The sequence below is a fragment of the Amycolatopsis sp. NPDC102389 genome (assembly GCF_044765885.1).
In the GTDB taxonomy this organism is placed as follows: domain Bacteria; phylum Actinomycetota; class Actinomycetes; order Mycobacteriales; family Pseudonocardiaceae; genus Amycolatopsis.
The window spans coordinates 210,163-221,941 of sequence record NZ_JBIWKX010000002.1; the positions used below are offsets into that span (position 1 = coordinate 210,163).

Consider the following 11,779-nt stretch of genomic DNA (forward strand, 5'->3'; position numbering starts at 1 on the left):
TGGTTAGTGGTTAGTAACCAGTAACTTAGCGGTATGGCTGGACGGATGAGCGGACCCGAACGACGTGCCCAGGTGCTGGCCATCGCCGCGAAGGAGTTCGCGGAACATGGGCTGCACGGGGCGTCGACGGAAGCGATCGCGAAGACGGCGGGGATCACGCAGGCGTACGTCTTCCGGATGTTCAGGACGAAGAAGGCCCTGTTCCTGGAGCTGGTCCAGGCCGCTTTCGAGCGGCTCAGCGACGGGATGCGGGACGCGGGCGACGGGAAGACCGGCCTGGACGCGCTCTCGGCGATGGGCGCGCAGTACTTCGACCTGCTGGCCGATCGGACCGGATTGTTGTTGCAGCTTCAGGGCTTCGCCGCGTGTGGAGACCCGGAAGTGCGGGACGTGGTGCGGTCGTGTTTCGCGCGGATGTGGGACACGGCCGAGGACGGCACCGGTCTCGACCCGGTGACCGTGAAGGCGTTCCTCGCCTTCGGGATGTTGCTGAACACCGGCGCCGCGATGGACGTCGAGCAGGTCGGCGCCGCGTGGGCCGAGGGCGTCCGCACCCGGATCCGGCCGGGTCTGTTCACACACATCACCACTGAAACGAACCGATGAGTGCCGACGGACGGTTGAGCGCCGCGCTGGTGTGCACGGCGTTGGCGGGCGCGGTGATCGGCAGCGTCGGGGCGCCCCTGATCACGCCGGTCGCCACGGGCATGCACGTCTCGCTGGACGCCGCGCAGTGGACCTTGACGGTGACGCTGTTCAGCGGCGCGATCGCGGGCCCGGTGCTGGGCAGGCTCGGCAGCGGCCCGTACCGCCGCGCCACGATCCTGGTCACCCTGGCCCTGGTCATGACGGGCGGGTTGCTGACGGTGCTCCCGCTGCCGTACGTGGCGTTGCTGATCGGACGCGGCTTGCAAGGGCTCGGAGTCGCGGCCGGGGCCCTGCTGATGAGCGTCGCCCGCGCACACCTGCCGCCTGAGCGCTCGACATCGACGATCGCCGCGCTTTCGGTCGCGTCGACCGTCGGTATCGGGGTCGGTTACCCGGTGGTCAGCCTTCTCGACCAGCTCGCGGGACTACGCGCCGCGTACGGGTTCGGGTTCCTCCTGTCCGCCGTCGCGCTGGTCATCGCCTGGCGGTTCCTGCCTGCCGAAGTGCCCGGCGAGCTGCCCAGGATCGACGTCCCCGGCGCGTTGCTCCTCGCCCTCGGCACGTTCGGGGTCCTGCTGGTCATCGCCGAACCTTCGCTTTGGGCGACCGCGTGGACGGCGGGTGGCCTTCTCGCCGGTTCCGCCGCGGTCCTGGCCGGGTGGGTGTTCGTCGAACTGCGCACGACGGCGCCGCTGGTGAACCTTCGGTTGCTCGGCCAAGGCCCCCTCCTCCGCGCGAACCTGGCGATTCTCGTGGCTGGCGCGGGTTTGTACCTGCTGTTCAGCTTGTTCACCCGCTACGTGCAGACTCCCGCCGGCGCCCACTACGGCTTCGCTCTGCCCGGCGTTGCCGCGGGTGCGGCGCTGATCCCGTTCTCACTGCTCGGATTCGTTGCGGGAAAAGCGATTCCTGGACTCGTCGCGCGGCTCACCGAACGGTGGATGTACGCGTTCTCGGTGGTGATCGCCGTGGCCAGTGCGCTGTTGTTCGCCGTCGGCGACCAGTCGTTCCTTCTCGTCCTCGTCGCGATCGCGCTGCTCGGCTTCGCTGTCGGAGGTGTCTTCGCGGTGATGCCCAAACTCGTGCTGGCCGTTGTGCCGCAAGAGGAAACGGCCAGTGTGCTCTCGATCAACCAGATCGCCCGCAGTGTCGGGATGGCCGTGGGCAGCGCGCTCGCCGGGCTCCTGCTCGCCGCCGCCACCCCGGACGGTGCGTTGCTCCCCGCCCGGGGCGGCTACCTCACGACGGCACTGTGGGCGCTGCCCCTGCTCGCCGTCAGCGCGGCCATCATCGTCACGAACCGCGCTCCCAGACCGACACGTGTTTAGTGCTCTCGGCGGTGAACTCCGAGCGGTCCCAGTCCGCCCAGCGGTACTTCAGGCGCATCCCGGCGATGCGTGCCATGAGGTCCAGTTCGGCGGGCCAGACATATCGGAAGGGGATGCGGCGGAACCGTCCCTGTCCATCGGGTGACACGGTGACGTGGTTCGACGTGAACTCCTGCGTGACCACGTCGTACTGGTCGAATCCGACATAACCGGGCGCCATCGCGAACGGCACGATGTCCTGCCCCGGCGGCAGACGGCGCAGCTCCGGCAGGCCCACCTCGACGATGAACAGCCCGCCCGGCCGCAAGTGCGCTGCGGCGTTACGGAAGACGTCGACCTGCCCGTCCTGGGTGGTCACGTTGCCGATCGTGTTGAAAACCAGATACACCAACGAGAATTCGCCGTCGACCCGCGTTTTCGTCATGTCGCCGATCGTGACGACGACCGCGTCGCCGCCCGGTTTGCCCGCGATCCGGTCCGCCATCGCCCGGCTCAGTTCGATGCCGCGCACCGGCACACCGCGGGCGGCCAGCGGGATCGCGATCCGCCCGGTCCCGACGGCGAACTCGAGCACCGGGCCGTCGGCCAGGTCTTCGAGGACGTCCACCGCGGGTGTCACCGCTTCGGGTGCGTTCTCTCCACCCGGCTCGTCATAGGTCGCGGCCACGCTCTCGGGGAACCAGCCGTCCGAAGGGTCGTCTCCTGTGTCCGTCTCACCGATCACGGTCGCCGACGCTACGCGCGGGACCGTGCGCTTCTCATCCCGTTTTTCCCGGCCGGGCGCTCACCGGCCGCGATCCCGCCTTTGCGGCCATGAGGGACGCGTGTTCGGTTCGGCCAGGTCTTCGAGATAGGTGTACTCACTGAAGTCGTCGTCCGTCGCAGGCGCCCTTCGCGCCCGCCGGGGCTCCGGCGGCGGGGGCTCCGACTCGAGCTCCGCGGCGACCTCGGCCAGCAGCGGCCACAGCTTCTCCTGGGCCCTCGGCGCGAACAGCGCCTGCGCGAGCGGGTGCTCGCAGTTCCCGGTGGCGACCTCCTCCCAGCTGAACTTGCCGTCCCGGACGCAGGTCGCCGCCCGTGCCAGCCGCGGCGGGACCTCCGGCCGTTCCGCCGCGCGGCGGAACACCTCGGCCGTGAACTTCGACGCGTCGACCATGCGCGCCACCTCCGTCGTTCTCCCGCCGCCGAATCGGAGTACGACCCTACCGAGCGGGCGGGTGAGCAGGGAATTCCCGCCGCACGACCCGGTGAAGCGTCAGTTCGCCACGGCCCGGTAGCGCAGCAGCACGATTCCCGAAGCGAACGCCCGCTCCTCCACCAGCCGAAGCTTCGGAACGCCGGTGGCGCCCTCGAACAGCCGGCGGCCTTCGCCGACCACGACGGGGTAGACGAACAACCGGTACTCGTCGACGAGGCCCTCGGCGATGAGCGCCCGCACCAGCGAGATGCTGCCGGTCGTCACGATGTCCTTGCCTTCGGCGGCCTTCAGCTTCTCGATCTCCGACCGCAGCTCACCGGAGAGGACCGCCGTGTTCTTCCATTCCGGCTCCGTGACGGTGCTCGAGACGACGTACTTGTTCACTGTGTTGAGGTAAGCCGAAATCCCTGTCGTGTCTTCGGTTTGCTTCGGCCAGTACCCGCGCATGTCTTCGAAGGTGACGCGCCCGAGCAGGAACGCGTCGGCGTTTTCACGTTGTTCCTCGAGCGTGGCCAGGACGTCCGACTGGTCCACCTCCGGATCGGTGTCGCCCGGACTGAACCAGTCGCCCGCCAGTTCGATCACGCCGTCGATCGTGCAGTTCTCGGTGACGATCAGCTCCCGCATGGATCCGACGGTACCGCCGGCCACCGACAAGAATGGATCACGAGATCGGCGGCGTCGGGCTGTTCGCCGTCCTCCGACAGGGTCGCCAAACGAGCCAACGGTTGCTCAGGCCGCGAGAATCCTGGCACGGTTCAGGATCAGCATGTCGGTGACGAAGCAGACCGGCGTGCCGTCGGCCGCCCGGCCGATCCAGGTCGGATAGCTGCCGTCGCCCCAGCCGGTGGTGAACGCGATGATGTTGCCGTCGGCTCCGTCCGGTGTGACGTCGATGTGCGGGTCCACCTCCTCGAACTTCTCCAGGAGGTCGTCGTCCATCTCCTCGGGGAGGGCGTCGGCGTCGGTGAAGCAGCCTGTGCCGCTGTCCACGCCGTAGCCGTAGAACTCCCCGTCACCGAGGAAAAGCGCGTTCTGCCCAGGCCAGAGCGCCGCTTCCCAGGTGGCGACGGGGACATCGGCGACGACGAGTTTGGCGGCCACGACCCGTTCGTGGGCCGGTTCCTCGACGAACCGGATCACGGCGACCGCTACCCGGTACTCGCCGGGAGGGACGGTGACCGTGAAATGCGCGGCGTCCGAATCCAGGAAGGCCGGGTCCGCCGCGACGAGCCTGCCGCTGGGCATGCGGAGCTTCCCGGCGTCCCGAAGCTCGATCTCGACGACACCATGGCCGCCGCTCAGGGAAAAACGCGTGCCCGCCGTGAACATCTCGTCGATACCGAAGGGCCGCAAGGGAACGGAGGGCCGCCAAGGGCGTTCTTCGACCGGAAGCGGTGGATCGGTGACCGGCGTGTCCGGTGTGCGGAGGGTCAGCTGCTTCGAATTCGTGAAAGGTTTCCAGTCGCCGAAGACCGGCTTCGGCATCGTCAGCTCGGACACCGGCTTTCGCACCCGGCCGCTGCTGGAACCTCCGCCGTAGCCACGCGGAGCCCTGTGCGCCCAGCCCTCACCGTCGGGGCCGAAGGACAGCTCGGCGCGGCCGGCGTTCTGCTCGTCGAATTCCTCCTGGTCGTCGAATTGGTAGGTCCACTGTTCGACCCGCACCAAGAACAGCGCGCCGTCTTCGAGCACGCGGAACTCGAACAAGCCGCGGCGCCTGCTCCGCTCGTCGAAGTGCGCGGAGCGGGCGAAGCGGTGCTTCCAAGCGACTTCGAGCAGCACCATCGGCATTTCGGTGCCGGGGTGCACCAGCGCAACCGCGTACTGCTCGCCGGCGGCGTCGCGTTCCCGCGCGACGTCGGGGGAGAACCTTCCGATCAGCGCGCGGGCGGCCGGATCCCAGCCTTCGCAGTAGACGACGTCGAGCGAGGTCCCCTCAGACATGGAGCGAAACCTAGCGGCTGCCCCCGACAAAACCCAGGGGTCATTCGCGGATCGCGTAGTCGCCGAAGGCCGGCTCCAGTAGCTCGAAAGCCCGCTGTGTCGCCTTCGTCAGCGCTTCGGCGATCTCGTCGTTGCTCTCACCGGCATGGGAACGCCGGAGGACCTCGCGAAACAGGACGCGGTCGATCGCGTTGAGTTCCGCGGCCGCCATGACCGGGGTGACGTCGTCCGCGTCGGCTCCGGTCTCGGTCGCGAGCAGTTCGGCGAGTGCCGCTTCGCGCAGTTCGTGCAGCTCTCGCAGCCGCGCGGTCAGGGTCGGGCTCTCCAGCACCATTTTCGCGAAGACCGGCCCGGTGAAGCCGATCACGGGCGAATGCTCCGCCACCGCGTCCAGGAAGGTGCGCCGTAGCGCGGCCAGCGCCGACTCACCCGGCTTCCGGTCGCGGACGGCGTTCGCCAGGCCGTTCGTGAACTCCTCGTGCTGGTCGAGCGCCAAGTCCTCTTTGCGCGCGAAGTAGTTGGTGACGGTCTTCTTCGCGACTCTCGCCGCCGCGGCGATCTCGGCGATCGTCGTCTCCTCGAAGCCCTTCTCGATGAAGAGGAGCGTCGCCTGGTCGGAGATCAACTGCCGTGTCTCCTGCTTCTTGAGCTCCCGAAGGCCCACATCCGCGCTGGTCATGAGCGAAGTTTACCACCGTCGTAAAAATATCCTTGACTTCCAGTAGGTCGGATGTAAACTTACGTCCGTACTACCGACCACGAGAGAAGAGGCTCCTTGACCGCTCGAATCCCCCAAGGCAACGAAGGCACCAACCGCGCCCAGGTCCGCCGGGGTGACCACCGCCATCAGCAGCCGTTCCCCGGCCGCTCGATGCCGGTGCGCCGCTCGATCGGCGTCCCGCGCCGCCGGTCGTACTGACCGATCAGCTCATCCGAAAACTCATCGCCGACCGAAGGGGATAGCCCATGAACGTCCTTGCCTCCACCATCTCGTTGACCGTCGACGACGTCGCCGCCTCCAGCCGTTTCTTCACCGAGCACTTCGGCTTCACCGAGCAGATGGCCGCGGAGGGTTTCGTCTCCCTCGGGCACGAAACCGCGAAGGTGACCATCGTCCTGCTTCAGGCGGGGATCGAGGTCTTGCCGGAGAACCTGCGGCAGCAGCGCGCGTCCGGCGTGATCGTGGCCTTCACGGTCGAGAACCTCGAAGCCGAGGAGAAGCGTCTGCGCGGCGAAGGTGTCGAGATCACGTTGCCGCTGAGGGAGGAGCCGTGGGGAGAACGCCTCTTCATGGTCACCGACCCGAACGGCGTGCCCGTGGAACTCGTGGAGTGGGTGCAGCAGTAAGGAAACGCACCATCTCGCGGTGAAAACGAAGCGGCGCTTGGTCCACAGTGGACCGAGCGCCGCTTTTCGTGGCAGGACCTACTTCATCGTGGCGAGCTGGATGAGGTTGCCGCAGGTGTCGTCGAAGACGGCGGTGACCACGGGCCCCATGTCGACGGCGTCCTGAGTGAACTCGACGCCGAGCCCTTTGAGCCGCTCGACCTCGGCGTACACGTCGTCGACGGCGAACTGGGTGAACGGGATGCCGTCGCTCGCCAGCGCCTTTTTGAACGGCTTCGCCGCGGGGTGCCCGTCCGGTTCCAGTAGTAGCTCGACGCCGTCGGGGTCGGCGGAGGAGACCACGGTGAGCCAACGGGCGTCGCCGGTGGGCACGTCGTGTTTCTTGATGAACCCCAGTTTTTCGGTGTAGAAGTCGAGGGCCTTGGCCTGGTCGTCGACGAAGACGCTGGTGATGTTGATCCGGATCACGGATTCGGTTCCTCTCGGTCGATGGGCCACCGCTCGACGATCGACCGCAGCGGGCCGGTGTCGAGGTGGTGGAACTTGTAGCGGCCCTGCCGCCGGGTGTGCACCAGGCCCGCCTGTTCGAGCATCGCGAGATGCTGCGAGACGGCCTGCCGCGAAGAGGTCAGGCCATGCTTCATGGTCAGCCTGCCGCAGATCTCGAACAGGGTCTGACCGTCCTTTTCGGTCAGCTCGTCCAGGATGGTGCGTCGCGTCGCGTCGCCGATCGCCTTGAACAGGTCGCCGTCCACGACCCAGTTATAGGCAAGTCGTCACTTGCCTGTCAACTCGGGTCAGGACCCGAGATAGCGCAGGATGGCGAGGACGCGACGGCTGTAGCCGGCGGTGCTGGCCAGTCCGAGCTTGTCGAACAGGGCGTTCACGTGCTTCTCGACGGCGCTCAGCGATACGAACAGCGATTCGGCGATCCCCGCGTTCGTGTGGCCCTGCGCCATTTTCTCCAGTACTTCACGTTCGCGGACGGTCAGCTTCGCGAGTGGATCGGTGTGCGTGGTCCGCGCGAGCAACCGCCGCACCACCTCGGGATCGAACGCCGCCCCGCCCGCGGCGACCCGGTCGAGCGCGTCCAGGAATTCGCCCACCTGGGCGACCCTGTCCTTCAGCAGATAGCCGACGCGCTCGCCGTCGCCGGTGATCAGTTCGGCGGCGTAGCGCTTCTCGACGTACTGCGAGAGCACCAGGACCCCGATCTCCGGCCAGCGTTTCCGGATCTCGAGCGCCGCGCGAAGGCCCTCGTCGGTGTGGGTCGGCGGCATGCGGACGTCGGTGACGATCACGTCCGGCCGGTAGGCGGCCGTCGTCGAAAGGAGCGCGGCGCCGTCGCCGACCGACGCCACGACCTCGTGCCCCTCTTCGACCAGCAGCCGGACCAGTCCCTCGCGCAGCAGGGTCGAGTCCTCGGCGAGGATCACTCGCACGGCAACACCGCGGTCACCACTGTCGGACCGCCGGGCGGACTGTCCACGCTGAACCGCCCGTCCGCCGCCGCGACGCGCATCGCGAGGCCGGAAAGCCCGCCGCCCGACTCCCGCGCCCCGCCCGTGCCGTCATCGGTGATCCGCACCCGCACGCTGTCCCCGTCCCGTTCGGCCTCGATGTCGATCCGCGTCGCCGCGGCGTGCTTGATCGTATTGGTGACCGCCTCGGAAGCGACGAAGTAGACGACCGTCTCGATGGCCGCCGGTGGCCGTTCCGGCAGGTCGACCCGCAGGTGGACCGGGACTCCGGAGCGTTCCGCGAGCGCCTCCAGCGCGGGGTGCAGCCCGTCCGAGTCCAGTGCGATCGGATACACCCGCCACGAGACCTCGCGGAGGTCTTCGAGGGCGCGCTGCGATTCCTCGTGCGCCTGCCGGAGCAGCTCCGACGCATGATCCGGATCACCGGCGCGGCGCGCCCGGCCGAGCAGCATCCCCAGCGCGACGAGCCGCTGCTGGACGCCGTCGTGCAGGTCCCGTTCGATCCGGCGGCGCTCACCGTTGACCGCCTCGACCACCTCCGCCCGGCTGGTCGCGAGTTCGGAGACCCGGCGGCGCAGCTGTTCCTTCTTGCTGGGGCCGAAAAAGCGCATCGCCAGCTTGTGGTCCAGCGTCGCTGCCCCGATGAGCCCTTGCAGGGAAAGGAAAACGAGCAGCGCGCCGAAGAGCGCGGTGGTGACCGGGTCGTACCAGTCGGCCGGTGCCTCACCGCCGGGCGACCTGCCGTCGAGGAGCTGAAATCCGATGATCACGCCGGATCCGGCGCCCAGCAGGATCATGCCGAAGATCCCGGCGGTGAGCAGCCCGATGGCGCAACGCGGGACCAGGTAGGCCATCGCGCGGCGCGCGGTGTAGTCCGTCGCGTTCTCGGCGCCGAAGTACTTCTCCAGCCGCTGTCGCTCCATTTCGGACAGTGTGCGGGCGCCGGAGAACACGGTCCGCCGGAACGCGGGGACCGCGAGCGCGATGCCGCCGAAGAGCACGTAGAAGAACTCCGCGACCGCTGTCGTGGCGCCGATCGCCAGGCCCAGCGTGCCACGGAGCACCTTGCGCAGATAGCGGCGCATCGCTGCCGGAACAGGCATCACGCCAGGTTAGCGGGGTAGCCGGAGATCGGTATTGCGGTTTTCCTCAGTGATCTGTGCCGCTTAACCGCAGGGTGCGGAACCCGGTCGATTCGTACGTTCGTTGATATCCGAGACGACCACGAAAGGCCGCCATGAACCTCCTCCTCGCCCAAACCGCCAGTGAACCGATGGGGGGACTCGCCGGCTGGGCGGTGTCGCTGATGGACGCGCTGGGCGGTCCGGGGGCCGCGATCATCGTGGGCCTGGACAACCTGTTCCCGCCGATCCCCAGCGAACTGGTGCTCCCACTCGCCGGGTTCTCCGCCAGCCAGGGCACGTTCACCCTGGTGGAGGCACTGGTGTGGACGACGTTCGGCTCGGTCGCGGGCGCGATCATCGTGTACTACCTCGGCCAGCTGCTGGGCCGAGACCGCACACGCCGCTGGATGGCGATGATCCCGTTGGTCAAGGCCTCCGATTTCGACAAGACCGAGGCCTGGTTCCAGAAACACGGCACCAAGGCGGTGTTCTTCGGCAGGATGGTGCCGATCTTCCGCAGCCTCATCTCCTTGCCCGCCGGAATCGAACGCATGCCGTTCTGGCGGTTCCTGGCCTTGACCACGCTGGGCAGCCTGATCTGGAACACGGTGTTCGTGCTGGCGGGCTATGCCCTCGGGGAGAGCTGGCATCTGGTCGAGGAGTACGCCGGGTTCTTCCAGTACTTCGTGATCGCCGCCGTCGCGGTCGCACTGACCCTGTTCGTGGTGAGCCGTCTCCGCGAGAAGAACCGCACGAATGCCTGAGCCGGTGCGGGACGCCCGGCCGGGCGTCCCGCACGAGGGACTCAGGAACGGAAGGGGCCGGTCACCTCGTAGGTGATCCCGCCGGAGGACGAACCGGAGGTGCCGCGTTGCGAAGAGAAGTACAGCCGGTTCCCGGCGGGGGTGAACGCGGGGCCGCAGATCTCCGACGAGCTCTGGCCGTTGATCCGCAGGAAGGGCGCCACGATGTCGTTGGGCGTGATGATGCAGATCTCCATGTTGCCGCCGTCTTCGGCGACGTACAGGTCACCCGACGAGGTCCCGGTGACGTTGTCGACGCCGGTCAGCGGCGCCGAGCCGGGGCTGACCAGCGAGTCGTCGTAGGCCAGTTCGTAGGTGCTGTTCGTCAGGTTGAGCTGCCAGACACGGTTGTCGCCCTTGGTGGTGAACCACGCGGTGTCGTTGGCGTAGTGCAACCCTTCGCCGCCGTTGAACCGCTTGGCTCCGGACACCTGGTTGCGGGTGGCGGTGGGGGAGCCGTCGGGGTCGGGCACGTTCGCCCAGGTGAAGCTGCCCGAAGTCGCCGTGCCCGCCTTCAGCACCTGAAGCGTCCCGGCGGAGAGGTCGCCCCAGGTCGTCGGGACGAAGCGGTAGAAACAGCCGTCCGTGGTGTCCTCGGTCAGGTAGACGACCTTGCGCACCGGGTCGGCCGCCGCGGCCTCGTGCTTGAACTTCCCCATCGCGGGCCGCTGGACGGCGGCCGAGGCGGGACCGTTCGGCTGACACTCGTAGACGAATCCGAGGTCGATCTCCTCACAGGAAAGCCAGGTGTTCCAAGGAGTCTTGCCGCCCGCGCAGTTCTGGCGCGTGTTCGCCAGCACGCGGTGGGCGCCGGTGATGTTCCCGCTCGCGTCGAATTTGACCGCGCTCGCGCCGCCGCCCGGGTTGATCTCCGAATTCGACACGTAGATCCAGCCGCTGCCGTCGGCGAACACCGCGCCGCCGTCCGGGGCGCTGTGCCAGGTGTACCCGGTGCTCGCGACCTTCTGGCCGGACCTCGCGATGACGCGGCTGGTGAATCCCGCCGGCAGCTGGATCCCGTTCGCGTCGGCCGCCTGGAGCGCGCCGTACGGGCTGGGTCCGTTCTGGGCGGGCGCGGCGAGAGCCGCCCCCGAGAGCCTGTTTCCGAACGCCGTGACACCGGCGCCGACCACGGCCGCGCGCAGGAAATTCCGTCGCTTCACTCGTGCCTCCGAGACATCCGCTGTTGTGGTGGTGCGGGATGGAGCGGGTCGGAGAGTACGGGCGGAACGGGACTTCCAGGTGAATTCGCGGCGTATTCACCGCGCGGAGAGAACTTTCGTAGGGAACCTTCGCTCAGCACTATTTCCTTCGCTTTGCGAAGGCCCGGTGCTTCGACGCCGCCGCGTTGCGCGGCGATTTCCAGGGCGACGAGTATCCGGTCGAGCGGCGCGCATCCGCCATTGCGGTGGTGACGACGTCCGATCAGGTGACGCCACTCGGCGAGATACTCGTCGATCCCGGGTTCGTCCGGGACCGCGCGGAGGAGGGTGCGCAACAGGACTCTCATCTGGTTTTCGTTGCCGGGCAAGGTGTTCCGGGCCAACATGTCGGCCAAGGTGCTGCGTGACCAACCGGTCGCGGTGGCCAGCGCGCGGATGCTGAGGCCGCTTCGGTCGCGGAGTTCGCGCAGCCGCGCCATGTACTCCGGTTCGGTGTTCATCGGGGTGCCCTGGCGGGCACGGGGTGGCGGAGAACGGTGCCGAACAAGGCGATGGCGATCCCCGCGGCGATCGAGGCACTGGTGCCGGCGAAGGTCAGCGCCGCGGTGAATCCGGTGAGAATGCTCAGACAGACGATCTGACCGGCCGAAACGCACCTGCGCCTCGGCCGCAACGGGGAAAGAATTCCTTGACTCATGACCTTGCCCTCCCAAGGATCACGCACCCCGGCTGGGTGGCAC

General features: G+C 67.9%; 17 protein-coding genes. 5 read left to right on the forward strand and 12 right to left on the reverse strand.

Annotated elements, in window-relative coordinates:
• The first annotated feature begins 33 nt into the window (after positions 1–33).
• Entirely contained in the window at positions 34–606 is a 573-nt protein-coding gene (locus tag ACIRGA_RS02805; RefSeq protein WP_400935980.1) for a TetR/AcrR family transcriptional regulator, read from the forward strand.
• Entirely contained in the window at positions 603–1,976 is a 1,374-nt protein-coding gene (locus ACIRGA_RS02810) for an MFS transporter (protein ID WP_400935982.1), read from the forward strand. Before ACIRGA_RS02805 ends, ACIRGA_RS02810 begins: the two co-directional genes overlap by 4 nt.
• Here ACIRGA_RS02810 and ACIRGA_RS02815 read toward each other — a convergent pair.
• From ACIRGA_RS02815 to ACIRGA_RS02835, 5 genes are all read right to left on the reverse strand, one after another.
• A complete protein-coding gene (locus tag ACIRGA_RS02815) occupies positions 1,942–2,700 on the reverse strand; it encodes a class I SAM-dependent DNA methyltransferase (protein ID WP_400935984.1) in 759 nt (252 codons plus the stop codon). The genes ACIRGA_RS02810 and ACIRGA_RS02815 overlap by 35 nt on opposite strands.
• Positions 2,701–2,760: 60 nt before the next feature.
• A complete protein-coding gene (locus tag ACIRGA_RS02820) occupies positions 2,761–3,132 on the reverse strand; it encodes a hypothetical protein (RefSeq protein WP_400935986.1) in 372 nt (123 codons plus the stop codon).
• Positions 3,133–3,231: 99 nt separating this feature from the next.
• Entirely contained in the window at positions 3,232–3,801 is a 570-nt protein-coding gene (locus ACIRGA_RS02825) for a dihydrofolate reductase family protein (protein WP_400935988.1), read from the reverse strand.
• Between the two features lie 105 nt (positions 3,802–3,906).
• The gene (locus tag ACIRGA_RS02830) at positions 3,907–5,121 is read right to left on the reverse strand and encodes a DUF4241 domain-containing protein (protein ID WP_400935989.1); all 1,215 of its coding nucleotides are present in this window, start codon (positions 5,119–5,121) and stop codon (positions 3,907–3,909) included.
• Between the two features lie 40 nt (positions 5,122–5,161).
• Positions 5,162–5,800: a TetR/AcrR family transcriptional regulator gene (locus tag ACIRGA_RS02835; protein ID WP_400935991.1), complete on the reverse strand. Its 639-nt coding sequence runs from the start codon at positions 5,798–5,800 to the stop codon at positions 5,162–5,164.
• 96 nt (positions 5,801–5,896) lie between these two features.
• On the opposite strand from ACIRGA_RS02835, the gene ACIRGA_RS02840 reads away from it, so the two are divergent.
• Entirely contained in the window at positions 5,897–6,040 is a 144-nt protein-coding gene (locus tag ACIRGA_RS02840) for a hypothetical protein (protein ID WP_400935992.1), read from the forward strand.
• 47 nt (positions 6,041–6,087) lie between these two features.
• A complete protein-coding gene (locus ACIRGA_RS02845; protein WP_400935994.1) occupies positions 6,088–6,468 on the forward strand; it encodes a VOC family protein in 381 nt (126 codons plus the stop codon).
• 78 nt (positions 6,469–6,546) lie between these two features.
• Here ACIRGA_RS02845 and ACIRGA_RS02850 read toward each other — a convergent pair whose 3' ends face one another.
• From ACIRGA_RS02850 to ACIRGA_RS02865, 4 genes are read right to left on the reverse strand one after another with little or no spacing between them, the layout of a single operon-like run.
• The gene (locus ACIRGA_RS02850) at positions 6,547–6,936 is read right to left on the reverse strand and encodes a VOC family protein (RefSeq protein WP_400935996.1); all 390 of its coding nucleotides are present in this window, start codon (positions 6,934–6,936) and stop codon (positions 6,547–6,549) included.
• Positions 6,933–7,223, reverse strand: a complete 291-nt coding sequence (locus tag ACIRGA_RS02855; RefSeq protein ID WP_400935997.1) for an ArsR/SmtB family transcription factor — start codon at positions 7,221–7,223, stop codon at positions 6,933–6,935. The genes ACIRGA_RS02850 and ACIRGA_RS02855 overlap by 4 nt, the downstream gene beginning before the upstream one ends.
• Positions 7,224–7,265: 42 nt before the next feature.
• Positions 7,266–7,910, reverse strand: coding sequence for a response regulator (locus ACIRGA_RS02860; RefSeq protein WP_400935999.1), 645 nt, complete (start codon positions 7,908–7,910; stop codon positions 7,266–7,268).
• On the reverse strand, positions 7,901–9,052 hold the full coding sequence (locus ACIRGA_RS02865) for a sensor histidine kinase (RefSeq protein ID WP_400936001.1): 1,152 nt from the start codon (positions 9,050–9,052) through the stop codon (positions 7,901–7,903). Before ACIRGA_RS02865 ends, ACIRGA_RS02860 begins: the two co-directional genes overlap by 10 nt.
• 134 nt (positions 9,053–9,186) lie before the next feature.
• Here ACIRGA_RS02865 and ACIRGA_RS02870 point away from each other — a divergent pair, with 134 nt between their 5' ends.
• Complete coding sequence (locus ACIRGA_RS02870) at positions 9,187–9,837, forward strand: DedA family protein (RefSeq protein WP_400936003.1); 651 nt, start codon at positions 9,187–9,189, stop codon at positions 9,835–9,837.
• Positions 9,838–9,878: 41 nt separating this feature from the next.
• Here ACIRGA_RS02870 and ACIRGA_RS02875 read toward each other — a convergent pair whose 3' ends face one another.
• From ACIRGA_RS02875 to ACIRGA_RS02885, 3 genes are read right to left on the reverse strand one after another with little or no spacing between them, the layout of a single operon-like run.
• Positions 9,879–11,039: an alkaline phosphatase PhoX gene (locus tag ACIRGA_RS02875; protein WP_400936005.1), complete on the reverse strand. Its 1,161-nt coding sequence runs from the start codon at positions 11,037–11,039 to the stop codon at positions 9,879–9,881.
• The gene (locus tag ACIRGA_RS02880) at positions 11,036–11,539 is read right to left on the reverse strand and encodes a helix-turn-helix domain-containing protein (RefSeq protein ID WP_400936007.1); all 504 of its coding nucleotides are present in this window, start codon (positions 11,537–11,539) and stop codon (positions 11,036–11,038) included. Before ACIRGA_RS02880 ends, ACIRGA_RS02875 begins: the two co-directional genes overlap by 4 nt.
• Positions 11,536–11,736 carry a hypothetical protein gene (locus tag ACIRGA_RS02885; RefSeq protein ID WP_400936008.1) on the reverse strand — a complete coding sequence of 67 codons (201 nt, stop codon included), beginning with the start codon at positions 11,734–11,736 and terminating at the stop codon, positions 11,536–11,538. The genes ACIRGA_RS02880 and ACIRGA_RS02885 overlap by 4 nt, the downstream gene beginning before the upstream one ends.
• Between the last annotated feature and the right edge of the window lie 43 nt (positions 11,737–11,779).

Bases quoted from the DNA above. Each gene is read 5' to 3' on its own strand.
- ACIRGA_RS02805 (WP_400935980.1), top strand. From the start codon at position 34: ATGGCTGGACGGATGAGCGGACCCGAACGACGTGCCCAGGTGCTGGCC.
- ACIRGA_RS02810 (WP_400935982.1), top strand. From the start codon at position 603: ATGAGTGCCGACGGACGGTTGAGCGCCGCGCTGGTGTGCACGGCGTTG.
- ACIRGA_RS02820 (WP_400935986.1), bottom strand. From the start codon at position 3,132: ATGGTCGACGCGTCGAAGTTCACGGCCGAGGTGTTCCGCCGCGCGGCG.
- ACIRGA_RS02825 (WP_400935988.1), bottom strand. From the start codon at position 3,801: ATGCGGGAGCTGATCGTCACCGAGAACTGCACGATCGACGGCGTGATC.
- ACIRGA_RS02830 (WP_400935989.1), bottom strand. From the start codon at position 5,121: ATGTCTGAGGGGACCTCGCTCGACGTCGTCTACTGCGAAGGCTGGGAT.
- ACIRGA_RS02835 (WP_400935991.1), bottom strand. From the start codon at position 5,800: ATGACCAGCGCGGATGTGGGCCTTCGGGAGCTCAAGAAGCAGGAGACA.
- ACIRGA_RS02845 (WP_400935994.1), top strand. From the start codon at position 6,088: ATGAACGTCCTTGCCTCCACCATCTCGTTGACCGTCGACGACGTCGCC.
- ACIRGA_RS02865 (WP_400936001.1), bottom strand. From the start codon at position 9,052: ATGCCTGTTCCGGCAGCGATGCGCCGCTATCTGCGCAAGGTGCTCCGT.
- ACIRGA_RS02870 (WP_400936003.1), top strand. From the start codon at position 9,187: ATGAACCTCCTCCTCGCCCAAACCGCCAGTGAACCGATGGGGGGACTC.
- ACIRGA_RS02880 (WP_400936007.1), bottom strand. From the start codon at position 11,539: ATGAACACCGAACCGGAGTACATGGCGCGGCTGCGCGAACTCCGCGAC.
- ACIRGA_RS02885 (WP_400936008.1), bottom strand. From the start codon at position 11,736: ATGAGTCAAGGAATTCTTTCCCCGTTGCGGCCGAGGCGCAGGTGCGTT.